Below are 21231 nucleotides of genomic sequence, written 5' to 3' on the forward strand. Positions count from 1 at the left end.
ATGAGCGTATTCCAAGCTGATGGAACCGCCATTTCGTAACAAAGACAGTATACGTGAGGAAGCGTCGGATGGCAAAAGACTTTATCTCTAGCATGTATATTACCGTTGCATTCTCCTCAAACTGGATAGAGGGTGAGCACGTGGAGCAACCTGAATATAAACGTTGAGAGGATGTGGCATCATGAAACTGGAGAACCAGGCAGATTATTTAGTCCAAAAACGACTGGGAAACGCTTCGAATGGGAATAGCGGGGCGGCCTCGTCTACAAATGTGAGTCACCGGAGCGTTCAAGGAACATCTCCAACGTACCGTATAGTGGACGATATCGAAGTGGCTGAGGATACAGAATTTGCAGGTGAGCTAGGTGCACAGAACTACCGCAGCCTGTGGCATGAGGATGAACATAACGGCGACTCTTGTAAACTGCAGTGGGAAGGACGAACGGAGACCCACCAAATGTTCAGGAACAGCTACGAATAACGAATGTCACTTTAAATGTAGTGGATTCACTCACATAAGTGTAGTATAGCGTTCTCCGGAATCGCATCGGGGAGCGCTATTTGTTTACTTTTTTAACGATGTGAACTGACAGGTTGACAAGGAAGCAGGGCGATGATAGACTGACTTTACTATAAAACTTATTAAACTTATCGGAATTAAAGTAAATGAATATCCTGGATGGATATTCCACGTTACTATATGAGTTCGAAATCATAAATGTGTAGTGAAGCTTGAAACAGGGGGAATCAGGATGGAACGGCAAATTGGAATTCGTTTTGAACATGAAGAGCTGGCCGCAACAATTCATTATCCAAACCGTACAAATGAGGGAGAGCGTCAGAGACGAGTTCCCCTCGTTGTTATATGTCACGGTTTTGTAGGCAATCGTATCGGCGTAGATCGATTATTCGTCAAGACTGCGCGTGAACTGGCCGAAGGGGGATATTTTGTCCTGCGCTTTGATTTTGCCGGTTGTGGGGAAAGCACAGGTGAATACGGCAAGCAGGGGCTCGAGTCCATGATTAATCAGACACGTACCGTATTGGATTACGCCGTCAATTGTGCGGACATTGACCCGACCAAGGTGACGCTGATCGGTCACAGTCTGGGGGGCGCGGTTGCCCTTCTCACAGCCGTACGGGACAAGAGAGTACAAAATCTGGTCCTTTGGTCAGCAGTGGGCTATCCGTTCAATGACATCGTCAAAATTACGGAGCGAAGCGTGTACGATGAGTCTGTTAAAACTGGTCATGCCGATTATTTGGGCTATAAGTTTACGCCTGCTTACTTTGAGTCGTTAGCTCAATTTCAGCCGTTCCAGGAGGCCGTTAAATTTAACGGGGATGTGCTCGTCATTCATGGAACCTCGGATGATATTATTCCTGTCGATTATGCATTTCTGTTTCAAAAGATATTCTGGATGCGCCCAGAGGGACGCTGTGATAAAGAGATTATTTTCCAGGGAGATCACACTTTCTCGTCAGGTAAAGAGCGGCAACGGCTCATTGATCGGACGCTTGAATGGCTGGATGAACAGGAAAATATTCAACGTGATTGGCAGCACTGGATGATCTGATTTCAGTGTGTAACGGATTGTATTGGAAATTGCGCCTCCGCCGGAGTAAAATGGAAGAGTAACACTATACTGGCGTGTGGAGGTTGGCAGCGATGACATTACCCTCAATTTTTGTTGCGCATGGTTCACCGACACTGGCTGTAGAAAATAACGCATATACCAGCTTTCTTGCAAAGCTGGGCGCGAGCCTGCCCCGACCCAAAGGAATTGTCATTTTTTCCGCGCATTGGGATAGCCCCGATCAATGTATTGGCGCGGATGATCAGCATGCAGCGTTGCACGATTTCTATGGCTTTCCTGAAGAAATGTACTCAATCGATTACCCTGCACCAGGCGATCCAAAGCTGTATGAGGAGATAGAGCATCTGTTCAGTCAGCATAACTTGTTCCACCAGCCGGTTCGGAACCGGGGACTGGATCATGGAGCATGGGTGGTTTTGCGGCATATATATCCTGATGCGGACATACCGGTCGTACCGTTATCTATTGATTCTCGGCGCGCTCCTCAAGAGCAATACGAGATTGGACGGATGCTGGCGCCGTTGCGAGAACAAGGGATTTTGATTATCGGTAGCGGCGGATTGGTCCACAACTTGCGGACACTCAAGCAGACGAGTGAGCCAGCCGATTGGGCCGTTCAATATGATGACTGGATTGCACAGCAGCTTCAAGACTGGAATTTACGTCACTTATTCCAATATGACAAGAAGGCTCCATACGCCAAACAGGCGGTACCTTCTTATGGAATAGAGCATTTTTCACCTTTGTTTTATGCGATGGGGGCTGCGGATCATGAGCGCTCCGCGCATAAGCTTTTTCAGTCGTATGTCCTTGGCTCGCTGAGTCTCAATTGTTGGGCTTTTGGTCAAGAAAGTGATACGTAAATGTAAAAAAGAACTTCCGAATCCACATGCTGTGTGGGAATGGAAGTTCTTTTGTGTTTTTTGCGTCTTCGATTAATTAGAAGGCACGTTCTTTTTTAGCCAAGTGGATACCTGCGTAGTACGTTGATCTCCATTTTGATCCAACAGTGTCATAAATGCTTTCAGCTTTTGAATGTAGGTGCTCTTCGAATCCATATTACGTTGAACGAACCATTGATACCCTTTTTTGGCATTCGGATGAATCTTCCCGGTATCATAATCGAATAATGGCGTATTGTTCGTGCCGTAGAAAGTATAGAAAAAGTACAGATCGTGCAATTTTTTTATAGCTTGTGTACGATTGGAATGTGGATATTGGTGTAAAAACAATTCCTGTGCCAGCACTCGTCCGGCTAACTGTTGATAGCCGATACGGAGCGCGGCATCCTTGGTAGCAGCCTGTCCGGATTCCATCGACATGATGTCAATATAACTGCGGATATCTGCCGTGGTGTGCTTCCCGAATACTTTATATTTTTCATAGTTGATGATTGGGTAATACATGCCCTCTGCGGTTTCAAGTTTGTAGCCGGCATCTCTTGTTTGAGTTAGCAACTTTTTCAGGTTCGCATCGCTGGCACGGCTGATTACATTTGTGAACGAATCACCGGGTTTATAGATTTGATTTATTTTGGTTTGAACAGAGGTCGGGTATAGGTTCTGTGCATAGGAATCCAATTGCTGGTTCTGTGCATTTTCCAGATGAAGCACCATGAGGGTAGCTTGAGAAGCTGGAATGGATTGAATATGCTTTTGCAAATAAGTGAATGCCTGAGATAGCTTGCCGGGTTGGCCTAGTAGCTGCTCGAAGGTCTTGGAGATATGTTGTACAATTTCTGCCTGAGATGTCGTAGTAGACGTCGCCGCTTTGGCTGATGCCGTATATCCCGATCCCATAGTCTGCACTGTGAAAGTTACTGCTGCGAGCATGAGATAGGCTTTGGTGATTTTTTTCATGATATAACCCTCCATTACGTTCTTTGATGTAACTGTAGTGTATAGGGTAAATGTATCGTGAGCATTCCATGTTGTATCCAACTTGTAAACGTTTGGGGAGGATAATGAATCCGATAAAAGAGTCCGAGTTAGGAGGAGCTAAAATCCTCCTTGTGAGCATAACAGCGCAAAAAAATAACCATTATCCTGGAGGATAACGGTTATTTGGGGGATGTTTAAGCTATTTTTCGACTAGGGTCCGCTGGAAAGGTATCTTTATTTTTAGCAAACAGTCCACGCAGGAAGGGCAGTACCCAACGGTCAAAGCCAATTCTTCCGGCATTTGCGCCAGCAACTACGAGGAAGATTTCAAACAGCAGGTAGATTGCATTGGTGCTTACTGTACCCGAGAACAGGAACGAGAAGTTCATAACCATGGCCATCAAAGCAGCCAGTGTAGTCAATGTACCGAGAAGCAGGCCAACCCCGACCAAGAACTCACCCAACGGGATCAGGACGTTGAACAAACCTACATTCGGCAGGGCAAAGGCTTCGAGGAACGATCCCCACCAGCCTTGTACAGCGGGATGGTCTCCACCTGTTTTAGCAATGGCCCCCGAGATAAATCCGCCTGCATCGAATCCACCTGTCAGCTTTTCAAGTCCGTGAGTCATCCATTCATAACCTAGATAAACCCGTACGACAGTCAGCAACCACATTGCGACTTTGTTCTCACGTAACCAGCTATTAAACATTCAAACCACTCCTCTTTCTTAATCTATAATGTTGGTTGTATTTCATTTTGTTGGGATGATCATCTTTGCTACACCTTTATTGTAGTAGGTTCAGTTACAGTTATTTGTGATAAAAATCACAAAGTCTGAATATTTTTAAAATTTTAATGTCTTCAGATAAGTATTCTATAGAGAGGTCATGCTTCAATCAAGACAAAAACAGGAAATAAAGCTTATAATGAGAAAAATAACGAAGTGGAGGGATGAACTTGTCCGGGCCCATTTCCCAACGAAATCATTGGTTGCGTGTGTTGGCCTCAGCTCTGTTATGCATGACGCTGATGTCTTGTTCTGCTATGTCCAATACGGGAGATACTGAACCCGTTGCCCAACCGACCAAGCAAAAAACAGAGAAGGAGGCGCTTGAACCGCCGAAGGAGCAGTCTACTCCGACATTTACAGCTCCGCTTACCGGTCTTCCAGTGGAGCAGCCAGTTTTGGAGCGACCGCTCGCTGTCATGATTAACAATGCTCCAGCAGCACGTCCGCAGGCAGGACTTAGTCAGGCAGATATGGTATATGAAGTTCTTGCAGAAGGCGGAATTACCCGTCTGGTCGCTTTTTTCCAAAGTCATGGCGGAGATGTAAAGATTGGTCCAGTCCGTAGCATTCGTCCGTATTTGATTGAGCTGGGCGAAACTTATGGTGCGTTGCCGATACACGCAGGGGGAAGCACAGATGCCTATGCGATTTTACAGCAGCAGCGGAAGGAACATTTAGATGAGATTTCAAATGGAGGGGCATACTTCTGGCGAAGCAAAGATCGTCGTCCTCCGCATAATCTATACACGGACGTGAATAGACTGCGCAAAGGAAGCGATAGTAAAGGGTATGCTACGCATACGGACGTTCCAGTAAATTCTTACCTTAAATCCGGCGAAACCCCGGTTATGGTGGACGAGACTGCAACATCTTTACAAATCCGGTTTTTGCTTAAAAGCTACCGGGTATCTTACACCTATGATCCAGCGGATCAACAATATAAGCGTTTTGTGAACGAAAAGTCACATGTGGATCAAAATAATAACCAACAGCTCTCAGCAGCCAATGTCATTGTGATGAGCACCAGGCATCGAACGTTGGATGATGTAGGCAGATTAAGTGTTGAACTGGACGGCAGCGGAGAGGCCATGGTGTTTCAACAAGGACAGTTAATACAGGCTGAGTGGCAACATACGCCAGGTGATGCGATTCGTTTTATGAAGAATGGGGTTGAAATTCCGTTAACGCCAGGTACATCCTATATACATGTGGTGCCTGCAGATACGCCACTAAAGGAACATGTAACCATAGAAGCGAATTAGAAAACGAATTACACCTTTTTAGGAAAAAATTGTCGGATAATGAGCTTATATGTCGGGCACTGTATACGTATATCATGAAATTTGCTTTTACAAACATTACAAAAACATTGATGAGTGTGATAAGATAGCAAAGGTTGTCTATTGCAGTCGAAACAGGTTGCGGATATTTTCGTAAAGGGGTAATCGTTATGAGATTGAAGAAAAAGGATATATTCTTCGAGACGTTGGAAAATATGGCAGATACGATCGTGCAAGCAGCCGATTATTTTGCCCAACATACTTCAAATCTTCAAGATGTGACTTTGTTTACAAATGAAATGAAGAAGTATGAAAATAAGTGTGATGATTACACACACACGATTATTACTGAACTGAACAAGACCTTCATTACGCCGTTGGAACGCGACGACATCATGGAACTGACAACAACCATGGATGATGTGTTGGACGGTCTTGAAGCGACGGCTTCCCGTTTTTATATGTACAACATTACGGAGCCGGACGAGTATATTGTGCAGTTCGCTGATATTTTGCGTCAATCAGCTTACGAAATTCAGAAAGCTGTACATTTGCTTTCGCAGAAAAAATTGCTGGCCATTCGTGAATACACTATTCGTCTGAATGATTTGGAAAATCAGGGGGATGAATTGTTGCGTATTTGCATCAAAAACCTGTTTGCAACTGTAACTGACCCTATTGAACTGATTAAACGCAAAGAATTGTACGAACGCCTTGAAACGACAACGGATTCATGCGAGGATGTTGCAAATATGCTGGAATCCATCATTATGCGTAACTCGTAAGGGAGTCCTTTTACATGGATACAAGTTTACTGGTATTAGGTATTGTTATTTTTCTTGCTCTGGCATTTGATTTTATTAATGGTTTTCATGATACGGCGAACGCGATTGCAACTTCGGTATCGACCCGTGCATTGACCCCGCGACGTGCGATTATTATGGCTGCGGTCATGAACTTTCTCGGGGCAATATTGTTTACAGGGGTTGCGAAGACCATTGGTGGAAGTGTCGCTGATCCAACCAAGCTTACGAATGGAATTGATATCGTCATTGCGACGCTGATCGCTGCGATTATCTGGAACCTCTTAACCTGGTGGTTCGGTATTCCTTCATCCTCTTCTCATGCATTGATTGGTGCATTGGCTGGAGCGGTGTATGTAGGTGCAGGATCGGAAAAATTAAACTGGAGCGGCTTCATCGGGATTGTCGAAGGACTTATTTTCTCCCCGTTGATTGCTTTTGTTGTCGGTTACATCGTGATGATGATTTTAAAATACATCTTCGCTCATCGTAGTCCGCATACGGTGAACAAAGGGTTCCGTACAATGCAGGTCATTACAGCAGCGCTTCAGTCGTTCACGCATGGTACGAATGATGCTCAAAAGGCGATGGGGATTATTACATTCGCACTCGTTTCGTCGGGGTATCAGGACCATTTGGAAGTACCCATGTGGGTAAAAATTTCAGCCGCAACAGCCATGGCGCTGGGTACGTCTATCGGAGGCTGGAAAATCATCAAGACGATGGGAACCAAGATTTTTAAAATCGAGCCAATTAACGGATTCGCAGCCGACATTTCGGGAGCCTCTGTTATTTTCACAGCTACATTGCTTCATTTGCCCGTAAGTACCACTCATGCCATTACTTCGGCTATTTTGGGTGTGGGTTCTGCGAAGCGTTTTTCCGCTGTGCGTTGGTCGCTGGCCGGTCGAATTATTATTACTTGGGTGATAACGATACCGATTGCTGCGCTGTTATCTGGATTGATTTTCAAAATTCTTTTCTAGTTCATTATTATTTCTTGAAAAATAGGTACACACTATAGAATACACAATAAGCTTCCGTCCGCTTTTTGCGGCAGGGGCTTATTGGCATTCTGGGGCAAAACGTCTTCTTCGAAGTTTACACATCCAGATAGTTCCATGAAACGTTTTTCAAAAATACCTGACATCAAAGTAGTCAATTTTTAATAACTCCTGTAGAATAAACAGAAAACTTTGAACCGTTCAACTGACTGGAGGAAATTATGCAAAAATCTAGAAAACTAATAGCACTCATGATTTGTTTGTTTTTTGTGGTTGCCTTAGCCGGTAATTTCGGTGTAGTGGCGCATGCAGAAAATAAAACAAAGTATGATATCGGCACGGATACAACGTTCGCGCCTTTTGAGTTTGAAGATGTAGATGGTAAATTCGTCGGAATTGATATGGATTTGCTGGCGGCTATTGCCAAGGATCAGAATTTTGAATATACCATTAAGCCTCTTGGCTTTAACGCGGCAGTGCAGGCCCTTGAAACGAATCAAGTGGATGGTGTCATTGCCGGGATGAGTATTACCGATGAACGCAAGCGGAAATTTGATTTTTCTGAGCCTTATTTTGATTCAGGCGTCGTCATGGCGGTCCGTAAGGATAATGATACGGTTAAACGCTATGAGGACTTGAAAGGGCAGCGTGTCGCTGTCAAAACAGGAACGGAAGGTTATACATTCGCAGAGTCCATTAAGGCCAAATACGGCTTTACTACAGTACCGTTCGACGATTCTTCTCAAATGTATGATGAAGTTAAAACAGGTAATTCGGTTGCCTGCTTTGATGACTATCCGGTACTGGCATACGGTGTAAACCAGAATAACGGCCTTAAGCTGGTAACAGATAAGGAAAAAGGTGCTTCTTACGGGTTTGCTGTTAACCAAGGCAAAAACAAGGAGTTGCTGGAGAAATTTAATGCAGGGCTTGTTAATCTGCGTAATAGCGGGGAATACGATAAGATTTTGGCTAAATACCTTGGCGAATCGGGCAAAGGTGTGGCGCCTGTAGAGACCAGCCGCTGGGGGCTGATTTCCGCTTCGCTGCCTTCGCTGATTAAAGGCATGGGAAATACGTTGTTGTACACACTTGTATCTTTACTCGTAGCCTTTATCCTAGGTTTGGTGTTTGGCTTTATGAAAGTAAGCCATAACAAGGTGTTCCGTGGTATTGCAACTGTTTTCGTCGATATATTCCGCGGTATTCCGCTGATCGTGCTTGCTTTCTTTATTTACTTTGGTATTCCACAGGCACTGGACTTCAAAATGCCACTTTTTGTTGCGGCTGTATTGACGCTATCCCTGAATGCGGGTGCGTATGTAACTGAGATTATCCGTGGTGGTATTCAGTCCATTGATCCGGGACAAATGGAAGCAGCCCGTTCGCTTGGTCTACCCTATCGGACGGCTATGCTTAAAATCATTTTGCCACAAGCTGTGAAAATCATGATCCCGTCGTTTATCAATCAGTTGGTTATTACGTTGAAGGATACGTCCATTTTGTCTGTTATCGGTCTGGTCGAATTGACCCAATCGGGTAAGATCATTATTGCGCGGACATTCCAATCCTTTGATATTTGGCTGGTAGTAGCGGTGATGTATCTTATCGTCATTACAGTCCTGACCAAAATTTCCAACCGTCTTGAAGGGAGAGTTCGCCGTGGGTAAAATTATCGTTAAAAACCTGAAAAAAAGCTATGGTAGTAATCAAGTGCTAAAAGGCATCGACATGCAAGTACGTGAAGGCGAAGTTGTGTGTGTCATTGGCCCGTCTGGTTCGGGGAAAAGTACGTTTTTGCGTTGTATGAACATGCTTGAAGAAATTACCGCAGGTGAGGTCATTGTCGATGACTACAACTTGAGTGACAAAAACGTGGACATTAACAAAGTTCGTGAAAATATAGGTATGGTATTTCAGCACTTCAATCTGTTTCCGCATATGACCGTGCTTAAGAACATTATGTTCGCGCCGACTGAACTGGGGAAGCAGTCCAAGGCAGAGGCCCGGGAAACGGCCATGAAGCTGCTGGATCGTGTGGGGTTGGCCGATAAGGCAGATGCACTGCCAGGACAACTTTCCGGCGGTCAGAAGCAGCGTGTGGCGATTGCACGTGCGCTGGCCATGAACCCAGACATTATGCTGTTCGACGAGCCTACCTCGGCGCTCGATCCTGAAATGGTGGGCGAAGTGCTTGGCGTAATGAATGATCTGGCGCGTGAAGGCATGACGATGATGATCGTAACGCATGAGATGGGTTTTGCACGCGAAGTAAGCGACCGTGTTGTTTTTATGGACGGTGGTTACATCGTAGAAGAAGGAACGCCACAAGAGGTATTTGGTAATCCGAAAAATGAACGGACTATTAGTTTCTTAGAAAAAGTATTGTAAGTGGGCAAGGTTTGCCGTGAGTGCAGGTGAGGACGTAGTGTGAGACCGCTCCGCGTTCCATTTGATCTTTCGATCGCTGTTGTTCTTGAATTTTTTCGATTTATAAAAGACCTTATAAGGTGAAAATTCTAGGACAAAGGCGAACGCTTCGCTTCTCCAGATTCAAATGGCCCGCTACGATACTACTCGCTAAATCTGCATCTTTCTTCGCAAAAGCCTGCCCCACTTTTAAATGAGTGAGTATAGGCAGCGGAATTGGCGCAGCGCTTTGCTTGCTGCGCCGAGGGGCGAGGTAAGCCTCCGACCGCTTAGTGGCTTATGATGTTTATTTTCATAAGTGAGAATTTTGCAAAATTCTGAAGTGGAAGGCTTGCTTTGAAGATAAGAACTGCTCTGCACGAGGATAAAGGATATCTTGGGATGGCTTGTTGACCCTGAGATATCCTTTTCTTATTTAGTGTATGGAAATGTAGAGCGTGAGATTTGTATAATGCTGATTGGCTTATATAAAATATAAATAACATATCAGACGGAAGTGTAAGCGAGGGGGACGTACGGTGATACGTACATTGGCTATAGGCCATGATCATCAGGTAACAGTGGGAAAACCATTGGATCAGATCGTCATGGAGGATTACATATGGATGTGGGTAGATTTTAGCGAGCCTACAGATCGCGAGACGGAGCTGCTGACAAGTTATTTTCATTTTCACCCATTGGCTGTGGAGGATTGTATGCATGTTCTGCAACGTCCCAAATTGGATTATTACGAGGATGTGCAGTTTCTGGTCGTGCATGCGCTCGATGTAGATACGTTAGCTGCGGAAGAAGTGGATATGTTTATCAGCGCTCGTTTTTTGGTAACATATCACCATCATGAGTTAGAGGAGCTGGATCAAGCCTGGGAGCGGATTGTCCAGCATGCGAATGAACGCAAAATATGGTCGCGAGGACCGCTGGCTGCAGCCTACACAGTGATGGACAAGCTGGTAGATAACTATTTTCCGAGCCTTTTTATGATTGAGGACGAATTGGCTGAGCTGGAGGGCTTGGGCGGTCGCGAATCCGTAGAGGAATTAATGAAGCAGGTGTTTGACCTGCGTGGCAGGCTGCTCAAGCTGCGCCGTACCATTGTACCCATGCGTGATCTGATGTACCGAGTTTTGAATTCGCAGCATGTGCAGGGCCAAGGAGATCATATGGCTTATTTTACCGATATATATGATCATTTATTGAAGTTGACAGACATGCTGGAGGCCGACCGCGAGATGACAGCCGACCTGAGAGACAGTTATATATCGCTCAATTCCAACCGCATGAATTCAATTATGAAGACGCTAACCGTAATTACGACCGTTTTTATGCCCTTGACGCTGATTGCAGGAATCTATGGTATGAATTTTTCGAATATGCCCGAGTTGGGCTGGAAATATGGATATTTTGGCGTACTGTTCTTCATGTTTTTGTTGAGTGTTGCCATGGTGGTCTGGTTTATGCGCCGAGGCTGGTTCAAATAGTATAGTCTACTTTCTTGTGCGTTTGCGCGGACGTCTGCGCGGGGTAGTGGTACTTTTGCGCTGTGTCTTTTTCCGGCGTCGGCGTGGTGGTGTATATTCATCCAGTTCCTCAGTAATTTGTGTTGTAGATTTTTTGCTTGCGTTTTTGTTGAATGCTGGGAGCGAGCCCATAATCAGTTTTGCCATCGGAGCAAATTGCTGTACGCTAGACATGATCTTTTGTACCTTGCCGACCGTAGCAACAATCCCGTCAATACCGCCCATACGGTCAATAATACCTTTAATATCGTTGAGATTACCAAGATTGCCAAGGCCGCCAAGCAGTCCTCCTTTGGCAGGGGCGGGGTCTGGCGTAACCACGGCAGAGTCTGTTATACTCGCTGGCGCCTCGTAAGGAACCAGTGCGGAGGAATCGACTTGCGGAACCTCGCTGTATGGATCGAGTCCAGGATAAGGAGATGAACTATACGGATCGGAAATGGCACGCGTTTGCGCCCTCCGATGATAGTAATGTCCAGGCATGAGATCACATTCCTTTGCAGGTTGATACTCTACTGTATGTTACAAACGCACAGTGGGTTTAGGCGCGTGTCCCGAAATCAGGTATAAAAGCGGATTTGGGCATTCGTACGGTATGTTTCTATGATCATAATGTTGTTCTGTAATGCGTGAAACCGTTAATGCTTGAAAAACTGACTATTCCTCAGGTACAATGAGGAGAGATCGTAACCTTGGGAGATGATAATCCATGCAGCTTAAAAAGCTTAATGATAAAAGTATTGATCAATTGTTCGAAGCTATTTTAACTCTTAAAAATTTGGAAGAATGCTATGTGTTTTTTGATGATCTGTGCACGATTAACGAAATTCAATCCCTCTCCCAACGTCTGGAGGTTGCCCGTATGCTAGGCAAAGGCAGCACATATAATCAGATTGAAGCAGAGACAGGAGCCAGTACAGCTACCATTTCACGTGTTAAACGTTGCCTGAACTACGGTAATGACGGGTACAAAATGACTCTGGAACGTCTGGGACGCTAATGCGGAGCCCTGGGATACTGGTCATCAGCCATGGCTCTAGGGAGCCATATTGGGTAGAACAGGTGGATCAGGCAGTTGCAAAGCTTCATTTGCCGGAAGAAATACCGGTAGAGGTTTCATTTTTGGAAACGGTTAAAGAAAGATTGATTCAAAATGGTATTGACCGTCTGGAAGCCTTGGGTGTAACAGATATATTGGTTATTCCTTTGTTTGTGTCATCAGGCAGTACGCATGTAGATGAGATTAGCTATGCGCTGGGTGTCAAAGATGCGCCGGACAAAGAAACAGATTTGGAGCCGTTTCGATTGAAAGCCCGAGTGCATTTTGGTAGCCCGCTGGATGACGGAGAAGATGTTGCTCACATGGTGTGGGACAAGGTTCGCCTGCTGTCGGCCGATCCTGCGGGAGAGGTTATTTTACTCGTAGGTCACGGCAGTGTGCACAACGGCTTTTTTCAGCGCTGGGAGCAGGGGATTTCTTCGTTGGCCCGTACGGTGCAAAACGTGAGTGGTATCATCACGGACTACGCTTTGCTAAATCCCGAGAGTGTGTACGACAAGGCAGCGTACTGGAATCAGGATCGGGGTCATGATGTTATTGTGGCGCCGCTATTTTTGAGTTCGGGATATTTTACAAGTCACATAATTCCTAAACGCTTGCAGGGGCTCGAATACCGTTATTCGGGAGATCCTTTATTGCCGCATCCTTTGCTCACAAGCTGGATAGACAGGCAAATTCATGAATTATTGCAAAGCATGCAGAAGCAAGCGAGGTCAAGTAATAGATAGTCTGGTTCGGCTATAACGTCATTTAAGCCTTAAATTTCCTTATTTGGGCGAAGTCTGGCTTCTTTTATTGTAAAAGAGGTCTTTTTCCAGTATGATGATATTTTGTACAGACTGAATATGATGAACTGCGATGTGAATATAAATATCATTAAATATACGGGTGGCGTAACGGAATGAAAAGAGCTAGATTAATCTATAATCCGACCTCTGGGCGTGAGGAAATGAAGCGTCGTCTTGCGGATGTTTTGCAGCGCCTGGATGAAGGTGGTATTGAAGCCTCTTGCCATGCAACTACGGGTGAAGGGGACGCAACACGTGCGGCAATAGAGGCCATTGAGCGTGGGTATGACATGATTATCGCCGCTGGTGGCGACGGTACATTGTATGAGGTCATTAACGGCATGGCTGAAAGAGAAAACCGCCCGCCCCTAGGTGTGTTTCCTCTGGGGACGACGAATGATTTCGCCAGAGCATTGGGCATCCCCAAGCACTGGGAGGATTATTGCGACCTCGTTATTCGTCAAAATCCGAAGCCACTGGATATCGGAAAAGCGAATGACCGCTACTTTATCAACATTGCAGGCGGGGGAACTTTAACCGAGCTTACGTATGAAGTTCCGAGCAAGCTCAAAACGATGATTGGCCAGTTGGCGTATTATTTTAAAGGTATGGAGAAGATGGTCAGCCTTGCACCACAGGAGCTGATCATCAAGGCATCGGGTCAGGAAGTGATCCACGACGAGTTTATGCTCTTCCTGATTGCAAATACGAATTCGGTGGGTGGGTTTGAAAAGCTTGCTCCCGGGGCGACAATAGATGATGGGCTGCTCGATGTCATCGCTGTGCGGAAATGCAATCTGGCGGAAATGATCCGATTGGTAACACTCGCGCTACGTGGTGAGCATTTGCAGGACAAGAAGATTGTTTATTTCAAAACAGATTACATGGAAGTGACCTCACCTGGCTATGTCCAGCTTAACCTGGATGGCGAATTAGGGGGCACCTTGCCAGCGACCTTCCGGAATTTACCGCATCATTTGAATGTTTTCCGGTGAGGAATGATGAGGAAATACTTCTGCTTCCGGACGGCAACGCAATATAGTATATGGAATGCAGAGTAGGTAGTTGTTTTTTTGTGTGAACATATTGGTTCTTGCCGTTCTCCGTGGGGAGTAACGGCATTTTCGAGTTGATGTTTGTATGTTTAGATGACCATTCTAATTAGACGTCCGAAGGAAAATACCGCATAAAAAGAAGATCAGAAAGAAGTGACAATCATGACGAATAACCGTAGCGGACGTGGAAAAAGCCGCCGGAATGCAGCAACAGCAACTCCTGTTCAAGGAAATCAGCACAAAAAGACTATGAAGGCGACAAGAGAGAGCGAACCGGAACAGTCTCAAGTTAGAGCTGGAAATGGGTTACTTCAAGCCGAAATCAAATATAAAAATGGAAATGTGAATGAAAATATGAATGATTCGGATCGGAAGAAGAGAAAGAACGGACGAGATACTCGTCTTTCTTCCAACGGTGGACGAAGTCATGATGCTTCCAATCGTAACCGGTCAATTGTAGAGCGTAGCGATCTGCCTGTGCAAAAGAACGATGAGGCTGTGATAGACATCATCGGCATGAACCACGATGGCGAGGGTGTAGGACGTGTTGAGGGTTTTACGCTGTTCGTTCCGGGTGCGTTACCGGGGGAAAAGGTACGGGTAAAGGTGCTGAAAACGAAAAAGCAGTATGGCTATGCCAAGCTGTTGGATATCACGCAGGCTAGCCCTGACCGGATTGCAGCTCCGTGCGCTATCTACGATCAATGCGGTGGCTGTCAGATCCAGCACATGAGCTACGCAGCGCAGCTCAGCTGGAAACGCCAGCATGTCGTGGATGTGCTGGAGCGTATCGGGAAGCTGAGTGTGGCTACAGAGCCCAGTGAGCATACTGCACAGGTCTTGGCTGCTTCTGCGGATACAGATGGTGAGGCCGATACAGTCACGACTGCTGATTCGGCCATGAATGCGGATGGAAATGCCGACAGCATATCGCGTGTACATGGCGTAGTCGTGCATCCTACACTCGGTATGAGTGAGCCTTGGCGATATCGCAACAAAGCCCAGGTGCCGATTGGTGTCACAGAGGGCGGGCTTGTCGGTGGCTTCTACGCACGTGGCAGCCATCGCATTGTGGATATGAACACCTGTCTCATTCAGGACGAGCGTAATGACGAAGTTGTCGCACGTGTGAAAGAGATTGGCCGAATGCTGGGCATCAGTGCATATAATGAAGAAACCGGACGTGGGCTACTGCGCCATGTCGTTGTAAAGACCGCTTTTCGCACGGGTGAAATGATGCTGGTGCTCGTCACGAATGGACGAGATATTCCGCATGCAGATGCGTGGATCGGCAGTATCCGTGAGCATATTCCACACGTGGCAAGCATATGCCAGAACGTGAATACAAAGCGAACGAACGTTATTTTTGGCGACGAGACTCGTGTACTGTGGGGTCGTGACGTGATCTACGACTACATTGGAAACGTACAGTTTGCGATTTCTGCGAGATCCTTTTATCAGGTGAATCCCGTACAAACGGAAGTGCTGTATGGCAAAACCGTCGAATATGCCGGGCTCACAGGCAAAGAAACGGTGATTGATGCGTATTGCGGCATCGGCACGATCTCCTTGTTCCTCGCTCAGCATGCTGACAAGGTGTATGGGGTGGAGATCGTCAAAGAAGCCATCGACGATGCACGGAGTAATGCGCTGTTGAACGAAATGCGCAATGTGAAGTTTGAGGTAGGCGCGTCCGAGGACGTCATTCCTGCATGGAAAGAGCAAGGGATCACAGCTGATGTTATCGTTGTCGATCCGCCCCGTAAGGGCTGTGATCCACGCCTGCTCGACACCATTCTGGAGATGAAGCCAGAACGTGTGGTGTACGTATCCTGTAACCCAAGCACACTGGCGCGGGATTTAAAGATACTGGAGGATGGCGGGTATAAAACAGTGGAAGTACAGCCTGTAGATATGTTTCCGCATACGGTTCATGTGGAGAGTGTTGCGCTGTTGGTCAGAAAAGGCTAATAGTTGAGGTGTATTGGCGTTTGAAAAAGGTGAAAATCAAAACAAACTTACTGATAAAAACATCAATAAGATTATCGAAACGTACCTAAATCGTGTAGATGTTGATAAATATGCTCGTGTGGCATCAGCTGAAAATTTTAGGTATTCATGTGTAGAAATTGACGAAAAGGGTCAAGGATATTATTCCTCGGCTCTTTTTTTAAGCTATTCGCATGGGAACGACGTAGGCTGGGGGAAGTTATGCCGTGCAGTATTTCTATGAACTGCGGTGCAGTACGTTATAGAAGATGGCAAGGAGGGGCTGCGCTCTTCCTTTTTTTGCGAGTCTTTTGGGGAGTCTGCTCCTCTCTTGGGTATGATATACTCATTTAGATGTCTATGCTTAACATATACTGCCGTTTGAACTACGTTGCTTAAACATGATATATGTGAAGAAGAAGCAAGGACATGAACAGATTAGCTTTACCATTTTGGGACCAAAGATTTGTCCTGGTATTTATAGAGGAGTTTTTGATATGACGAATAATTTTTGGCGTGAGTTGCCACGACCCTTTTTTATACTGGCACCGATGGAAGATGTGACGGATGTTGTGTTTCGCCATGTCGTAAGTGAAGCAGCCAGACCGGATGTGTTTTTTACGGAGTTTGCGAATACAGAGAGTTATTGTCACCCGGAGGGGAACAAAAGTGTACGCGGGCGTTTGACTTTTACAGAGGATGAACAGCCCATGGTGGCCCATATCTGGGGAGATAAGCCGGAATATTTCCGTGAAATGAGCATCGGTATGGCGAAAGAAGGCTTCAAAGGCATCGATATTAATATGGGTTGTCCTGTAGCGAATGTAGCCGAGAATGGGAAGGGAAGCGGCCTGATCTGCCATCCCGAAATCGCAGCGGATATCATTCAGGCCGCCAAAGCCGGGGGATTGCCCGTGAGTGTAAAAACAAGGCTCGGTTTCACTGCCGTAGACGAATGGCGCGACTGGTTAACCCATATTTTGAAACAAGACATTGTGAATTTGTCCATTCATCTGCGGACAAGAGAGGAAATGAGCAAAGTAGACGCTCACTGGGAACTAATTCCGGAGATTAAGAAACTTCGTGATGAGGTGGCACCAGATACACTGCTGACCATTAACGGAGATATTCCGGACCGTCAGACCGGCTTGAAGCTCGCTGAGCAATATGGTGTGGATGGCATTATGATTGGGCGTGGTATTTTCCAGAATCCATTTGCGTTTGAGAAGGAGCCGAAGGAACACAGCAGTGAGGAATTGCTTGAACTGCTGCGGCTTCATCTAGATCTCCATGATCATTATTCAGCGCAGGAGCCACGTTCGTTCAGCCCTCTCGCCCGCTTCTTCAAAATATATGTCCGTGGATTCCGAGGGGCAAGTGAACTCAGAAACAGCTTAATGAACGCCAAATCAACAAGTGAAGTGCGTACATTGCTTGATGAGTTTGGAAGCAAGGATCATGATGAGGTAGAGGAACGTGGAAATTAAATTGCCAAGTTGAGGGGCGGCTGTTAGTAGGCATTGAAAACATAGGAGGATATATGTCCTGGAGTAAATTGAAGCAACAACTGGAGAGCTTCCGCTGTCCTGCGTTAGACGGAAGGGTCGAATACCGAGCGACCAGTTACCGTTATCTGCCTGATAAGTCTGGAATTTGTTATATAACTGTAGATAAGAAGAACATACTCAATATGAATGATATCACTAGTCCGATCAAATGGTATCAGACGGAGTTGGAAATCAAGAATGATCCAGATATCCAAGTTCCTATCAGCAATGAAGAAATTGAAACGGTCAGAAAAGATACTAATGGGAACGTTCCGGAGGATCGTCTACAAGTAATTGCAAGAGGTAGAAAAATATCAGAACATGCAAAGGATCTTTTATCAGCACAGGCCTCATTAAGCAAGTCTAATTTTAATGTTGTAGCTAATAAATTTTTAACTACTTCTATAGAGGAAAGCTTAGAGAGTAATGATATCTTATTGAATATTCTAGCTTTAGTGGACAGACGAGTTGGAAAAAAGCGAATATTAAACATGACCGAGAAGATGAAGTTAAAGCATCCCATTGTGCAGTATTTTTATGAACTACGGCGTAATACGTTATGAAAATAAATAACTTTCATTGATGGGGGCAAGTCGTTTTAGGGTTGAGTGCTGTTCATTGTTGCTGCATTGCACAATGGCAAATAATTTGGATGTCTGGGAAAACAGCAAAGAGGGGCGGCGTGCCCCTCTTATTTGTGTGATGCTGAATATTTTCGCTTATTTACAGAAATCGTAGCAATTAGTTTCAAAATTTTTCATCGCAAAAAAACTTTTCTCTCATTCAATGATCTTGCTATATTCGATAAAAGCTGAACTGTATTTCTTATCTCATCTTCCGTAGTGTCCGGGTGAATTGCGCAGATTCTGAGAACCGTTTTTCCATTGAGTTGTGTCGTAAGCACTGTGGCGTACCCGTTCGTCACCATTTCTTGGGAGATCCTTTTATTGAGTGGATCTAATTCCTGGTCGGATAGCCCAGGTGGTGCATATCGAAAATTAACAATCGCTAATTGTGCGGGGCATACAATTTCCCAATGATTATGTTTTTTGATTTCATCTTCAGCCCATTCTGCGAGTTGAACTCCATGCTCTATAACTTCACCGACAGCATTCGTGCCTAAAGCTTGCAGTGTCACCCATAGTTTCAGACTTCGAGCAGGCCGGGTTAACTCTGGACCCAAATCCCAATAATTAATATATTCTTCATTAGTCTCGGCATCCTTCAAATATTCTGGGCGTGTGCTGAAGCAGTTTTTGAGTTGCTGCTTATCTTTGGCTAAAACCACGCTACAGGAATAGGTCTGCATTAGCCATTTGTGTGCATCCCAGGTGATACTATCTGAACGCGATATCCCGCTCAAAAGAGACTTATATTTCGAAGAAGCCAAAATTGACGCACCGTAAGCTCCATCCACGTGCAACCAAATATTATGTTTTTCACATAGGTCAGCAATTTCGTTTAGCGGGTCAATGCTTCCTGTATTGGTTGTGCCTGCCGTGGCAATGATCGCAAAAGGTTTCATGCCAGCCGTCTGATCATCCATTATTTTTTTCTCTAAGGCTGAAACATCTATACAAAAATTTTTATCACTTGGAACCTTTCTGATTTGATCACTACGGAATCCGAGGATGCGTAGCCCTTTGGCGACCGATGAATGAGTTTGATCTGAAACATAAGCAGTTCCAATGGCATATTCCTGCTCGGATAACCTTGCATTGCGTGCAGCCGCTAAAGCGGTCAAATTCGACAGCGATCCGCCCGACAGAAATAAGCCTCCAGCAGTATTGGGATATCCTGCTTGGTCACACATCCACCGTATCACTTCCCCCTCTAAAAGGCTTGCGCTCGAACTCAGCATCCAGCTTCCGGCATGGGTATTATAGGCGCTAGTCATGATATCTCCTAACCACGAGTAAAGAGACATTGGACCAGGAACCAATGCGAAAAAGCGAGGGTGTTGCATGAAGGTTTGGTGAGGATAGACGTTTTTCCTCATTTCATCGACGACCTCTTGTATCGGTCTTCCTTTTTTCGGAAAACCAATTCCCCTTAAATGAGCTATTGTATCCCCATCTGCAGTGTTGATTACTTTTTGAGATCGAATGTTATTGTTTTCTGCTATAAATGAATGTATGAACTGCTCAATAATCTCACCTAATTGTTGATTTAGTTCTTGATTCATCATAAGCATCTCCTTTGTTTAACTTCAACCAAAGTATAATATAACATCTGTTGTCATATTGTGAGATTCACCGATTTCATCATTACGTTTATTTTTAGGCTCCACATGCAGACTATATTTATATGGCTCAGGTTTAATCCATATTCATGATGTTGAGTTCGTTTTATCAAGTTTATTTCTGCTGTTATGCTAAACCCATCCCGTAAACTCCAGTATAGACGCTTTCGCAGATTGCGCTTCAGATTGTGCCCCTTTACGCCATTCTTTTGGCGGCTTTCCCATAAGCCTGGAGAAGCAACGGTTGAAGCTGGAAATGGAGTGAAAACCGACTTGTTCGGAGATCGAAAGAATAGAATCCTCCGTGCTTTTTAACTGCTTGCAAGCCTCTTCGATTCGGGTGCTGTTTAGGAAATCGAGAGGCGACGTCCCCATAATTTCATGGAATTTTCTTCGAAAATGAGTTGTACTTAAATGGCACAGGTCGGCCAAAAAATCCATCGTAATGGGGTTCATATAGTTTTTCGTGATGTATTCCAAAACCGGAGAAATGACAAAATCGTTTTTCAGGCTATGCTCTGTTTCTTGATCTGCCAACAGTTCATTCCTGGAATGAATTCTAAGGAGTTCTATGTAAAGGGATAGCAATAAGCCATAGGCACTTTCCTGATAGTAAGGATTCTGCTGTTTTAATTCTTCTACGATCGAAGTTGCAAGTGTATAAACCTTGGGATACTGCTCCTTATTCAATATACAGTTTTTTCCCTTCACCACCCACAAATTTGGTTCGAAGTTGCTGTAAGCACTTTTAAATGAATGTTGAAAGAGATCCTCTGGTGAAAAAAAGATATAAGACCACAGACTGGCTGTATTTGGCGAACTATACGTGGTATGAGGAAGATACCTGGGGATGAAGGTCACATCGCCGGCTTTGAAGGGTACAGATTCTCCTTTGATCTCCATGACGCCGCTATCTGAATAGCATATACCAATCTCCAAATGGTTATGGAAATGGAGATGCTCACTTTTAATATCAGAAATCTTCCAACGTTCACCGCTTAATAGCAAGACAGGGAAATTTATGGGCAAGCTATAGTGTCGATATTCTATAACGGGCTTCTTTTTTCTGGGCATATTCAATACCCCCTTGACTTTGGTTTTAACCAGCAGATATACATCAGGATTTTGTAAAATCCTCACATAAATGATTGGAAATGCGCAGTTTTGTTGCGAATATGCTTAGATGGAGACTATTTTACTGCGTAGAATGGAATAAGTAAAGCGTTTTCAAAATAGTGACGAAC

General features: G+C 45.0%; 21 protein-coding genes. 16 read left to right on the forward strand and 5 right to left on the reverse strand.

The features are described 5' to 3' along the window. Positions 1–181: 181 nt before the first annotated feature. The 3 genes from MKY16_RS04500 (at position 182) to MKY16_RS04510 (ending at position 2461) form a co-directional block, all read left to right on the forward strand. Positions 182–481 (forward strand): hypothetical protein, encoded by a 300-nt coding sequence (locus tag MKY16_RS04500; RefSeq protein WP_029517129.1) that lies wholly within the window; start codon positions 182–184, stop codon positions 479–481. A gap of 271 nt (positions 482–752) precedes the next feature. After that, positions 753–1577 (forward strand): alpha/beta hydrolase, encoded by an 825-nt coding sequence (locus MKY16_RS04505; protein WP_029517128.1) that lies wholly within the window; start codon positions 753–755, stop codon positions 1575–1577. A gap of 92 nt (positions 1578–1669) precedes the next feature. Continuing rightward, entirely contained in the window at positions 1670–2461 is a 792-nt protein-coding gene (locus tag MKY16_RS04510) for a dioxygenase family protein (protein ID WP_023987081.1), read from the forward strand. 72 nt (positions 2462–2533) lie between these two features. Here MKY16_RS04510 and MKY16_RS04515 read toward each other — a convergent pair whose 3' ends face one another. Together MKY16_RS04515 and MKY16_RS04520 are read right to left on the reverse strand one after the other, a co-directional pair. Further along, entirely contained in the window at positions 2534–3457 is a 924-nt protein-coding gene (locus MKY16_RS04515; RefSeq protein ID WP_340954306.1) for a hypothetical protein, read from the reverse strand. 215 nt (positions 3458–3672) lie between these two features. Continuing rightward, positions 3673–4191, reverse strand: a complete 519-nt coding sequence (locus MKY16_RS04520; protein ID WP_340954308.1) for a DoxX family membrane protein — start codon at positions 4189–4191, stop codon at positions 3673–3675. 248 nt (positions 4192–4439) lie between these two features. Between MKY16_RS04520 and MKY16_RS04525 the strand changes: the two genes are divergently transcribed. The 6 genes from MKY16_RS04525 to corA all read left to right on the forward strand — a co-directional run bounded on the left by MKY16_RS04525 (position 4440) and on the right by corA (position 11267). After that, positions 4440–5534, forward strand: coding sequence for a DUF3048 domain-containing protein (locus MKY16_RS04525; RefSeq protein WP_340954310.1), 1095 nt, complete (start codon positions 4440–4442; stop codon positions 5532–5534). A 188-nt stretch (positions 5535–5722) separates the two neighbouring features. Continuing rightward, on the forward strand, positions 5723–6337 hold the full coding sequence (locus MKY16_RS04530) for a DUF47 domain-containing protein (RefSeq protein ID WP_007428879.1): 615 nt from the start codon (positions 5723–5725) through the stop codon (positions 6335–6337). 14 nt (positions 6338–6351) lie between these two features. Then, the gene (locus MKY16_RS04535) at positions 6352–7341 is read left to right on the forward strand and encodes an inorganic phosphate transporter (protein ID WP_029517123.1); all 990 of its coding nucleotides are present in this window, start codon (positions 6352–6354) and stop codon (positions 7339–7341) included. Positions 7342–7580: 239 nt separating this feature from the next. After that, positions 7581–9029 (forward strand): amino acid ABC transporter substrate-binding protein/permease, encoded by a 1449-nt coding sequence (locus MKY16_RS04540; protein WP_340954313.1) that lies wholly within the window; start codon positions 7581–7583, stop codon positions 9027–9029. After that, positions 9022–9750, forward strand: a complete 729-nt coding sequence (locus tag MKY16_RS04545; protein ID WP_029517121.1) for an amino acid ABC transporter ATP-binding protein — start codon at positions 9022–9024, stop codon at positions 9748–9750. Before MKY16_RS04540 ends, MKY16_RS04545 begins: the two co-directional genes overlap by 8 nt. Positions 9751–10307: 557 nt before the next feature. After that, positions 10308–11267, forward strand: coding sequence for a magnesium/cobalt transporter CorA (corA, locus tag MKY16_RS04550; RefSeq protein ID WP_029517120.1), 960 nt, complete (start codon positions 10308–10310; stop codon positions 11265–11267). Positions 11268–11273: 6 nt separating this feature from the next. On the opposite strand, the gene MKY16_RS04555 is transcribed toward corA, so the two are convergent. Beyond that, positions 11274–11789, reverse strand: coding sequence for a tyrosine protein kinase (locus MKY16_RS04555; RefSeq protein WP_165149959.1), 516 nt, complete (start codon positions 11787–11789; stop codon positions 11274–11276). 226 nt (positions 11790–12015) lie between these two features. Between MKY16_RS04555 and MKY16_RS04560 the strand changes: the two genes are divergently transcribed. The 7 genes from MKY16_RS04560 (at position 12016) to MKY16_RS04590 (ending at position 18308) form a co-directional block, all read left to right on the forward strand. After that, positions 12016–12306 (forward strand): YerC/YecD family TrpR-related protein, encoded by a 291-nt coding sequence (locus MKY16_RS04560; RefSeq protein ID WP_007428885.1) that lies wholly within the window; start codon positions 12016–12018, stop codon positions 12304–12306. Continuing rightward, on the forward strand, positions 12306–13094 hold the full coding sequence (locus MKY16_RS04565; protein ID WP_209949971.1) for a sirohydrochlorin chelatase: 789 nt from the start codon (positions 12306–12308) through the stop codon (positions 13092–13094). The genes MKY16_RS04560 and MKY16_RS04565 overlap by 1 nt, the downstream gene beginning before the upstream one ends. 173 nt (positions 13095–13267) lie before the next feature. Then, complete coding sequence (locus MKY16_RS04570) at positions 13268–14149, forward strand: diacylglycerol kinase (RefSeq protein WP_013308843.1); 882 nt, start codon at positions 13268–13270, stop codon at positions 14147–14149. Positions 14150–14371: 222 nt separating this feature from the next. Then, positions 14372–16180, forward strand: coding sequence for a 23S rRNA (uracil(1939)-C(5))-methyltransferase RlmD (gene rlmD / locus MKY16_RS04575; protein WP_340954318.1), 1809 nt, complete (start codon positions 14372–14374; stop codon positions 16178–16180). Between the two features lie 13 nt (positions 16181–16193). Then, on the forward strand, positions 16194–16442 hold the full coding sequence (locus MKY16_RS26090; RefSeq protein WP_069012884.1) for an N-6 DNA methylase: 249 nt from the start codon (positions 16194–16196) through the stop codon (positions 16440–16442). Between the two features lie 253 nt (positions 16443–16695). Next, positions 16696–17685 carry a tRNA dihydrouridine synthase gene (locus MKY16_RS04585; RefSeq protein WP_209949973.1) on the forward strand — a complete coding sequence of 330 codons (990 nt, stop codon included), beginning with the start codon at positions 16696–16698 and terminating at the stop codon, positions 17683–17685. 53 nt (positions 17686–17738) lie between these two features. Beyond that, entirely contained in the window at positions 17739–18308 is a 570-nt protein-coding gene (locus MKY16_RS04590; RefSeq protein WP_340954322.1) for an SF0329 family protein, read from the forward strand. A gap of 194 nt (positions 18309–18502) precedes the next feature. On the opposite strand, the gene MKY16_RS04595 is transcribed toward MKY16_RS04590, so the two are convergent. Both MKY16_RS04595 and MKY16_RS04600 read right to left on the reverse strand, forming a co-directional pair. Then, positions 18503–19933 carry a pyridoxal phosphate-dependent decarboxylase family protein gene (locus MKY16_RS04595; RefSeq protein WP_340954325.1) on the reverse strand — a complete coding sequence of 477 codons (1431 nt, stop codon included), beginning with the start codon at positions 19931–19933 and terminating at the stop codon, positions 18503–18505. 186 nt (positions 19934–20119) lie between these two features. Continuing rightward, positions 20120–21061, reverse strand: coding sequence for an AraC family transcriptional regulator (locus tag MKY16_RS04600; RefSeq protein WP_069012887.1), 942 nt, complete (start codon positions 21059–21061; stop codon positions 20120–20122). Positions 21062–21231 lie beyond the last annotated feature (170 nt).

It is taken from the genome of Paenibacillus sp. FSL L8-0641 (assembly GCF_038006265.1).
Lineage (GTDB): Bacteria > Bacillota > Bacilli > Paenibacillales > Paenibacillaceae > Paenibacillus > Paenibacillus polymyxa_D.

Bases quoted from the DNA above. Each gene is read 5' to 3' on its own strand.
- MKY16_RS04500 (WP_029517129.1), top strand. From the start codon at position 182: ATGAAACTGGAGAACCAGGCAGATTATTTAGTCCAAAAACGACTGGGA.
- MKY16_RS04505 (WP_029517128.1), top strand. From the start codon at position 753: ATGGAACGGCAAATTGGAATTCGTTTTGAACATGAAGAGCTGGCCGCA.
- MKY16_RS04510 (WP_023987081.1), top strand. From the start codon at position 1,670: ATGACATTACCCTCAATTTTTGTTGCGCATGGTTCACCGACACTGGCT.
- MKY16_RS04515 (WP_340954306.1), bottom strand. From the start codon at position 3,457: ATGAAAAAAATCACCAAAGCCTATCTCATGCTCGCAGCAGTAACTTTC.
- MKY16_RS04520 (WP_340954308.1), bottom strand. From the start codon at position 4,191: ATGTTTAATAGCTGGTTACGTGAGAACAAAGTCGCAATGTGGTTGCTG.
- MKY16_RS04530 (WP_007428879.1), top strand. From the start codon at position 5,723: ATGAGATTGAAGAAAAAGGATATATTCTTCGAGACGTTGGAAAATATG.
- MKY16_RS04535 (WP_029517123.1), top strand. From the start codon at position 6,352: ATGGATACAAGTTTACTGGTATTAGGTATTGTTATTTTTCTTGCTCTG.
- MKY16_RS04540 (WP_340954313.1), top strand. From the start codon at position 7,581: ATGCAAAAATCTAGAAAACTAATAGCACTCATGATTTGTTTGTTTTTT.
- MKY16_RS04555 (WP_165149959.1), bottom strand. From the start codon at position 11,789: ATGCCTGGACATTACTATCATCGGAGGGCGCAAACGCGTGCCATTTCC.
- MKY16_RS04560 (WP_007428885.1), top strand. From the start codon at position 12,016: ATGCAGCTTAAAAAGCTTAATGATAAAAGTATTGATCAATTGTTCGAA.
- MKY16_RS04565 (WP_209949971.1), top strand. From the start codon at position 12,306: ATGCGGAGCCCTGGGATACTGGTCATCAGCCATGGCTCTAGGGAGCCA.
- MKY16_RS04570 (WP_013308843.1), top strand. From the start codon at position 13,268: ATGAAAAGAGCTAGATTAATCTATAATCCGACCTCTGGGCGTGAGGAA.
- rlmD (WP_340954318.1), top strand. From the start codon at position 14,372: ATGACGAATAACCGTAGCGGACGTGGAAAAAGCCGCCGGAATGCAGCA.
- MKY16_RS04585 (WP_209949973.1), top strand. From the start codon at position 16,696: ATGACGAATAATTTTTGGCGTGAGTTGCCACGACCCTTTTTTATACTG.
- MKY16_RS04590 (WP_340954322.1), top strand. From the start codon at position 17,739: ATGTCCTGGAGTAAATTGAAGCAACAACTGGAGAGCTTCCGCTGTCCT.
- MKY16_RS04595 (WP_340954325.1), bottom strand. From the start codon at position 19,933: ATGATGAATCAAGAACTAAATCAACAATTAGGTGAGATTATTGAGCAG.
- MKY16_RS04600 (WP_069012887.1), bottom strand. From the start codon at position 21,061: ATGCCCAGAAAAAAGAAGCCCGTTATAGAATATCGACACTATAGCTTG.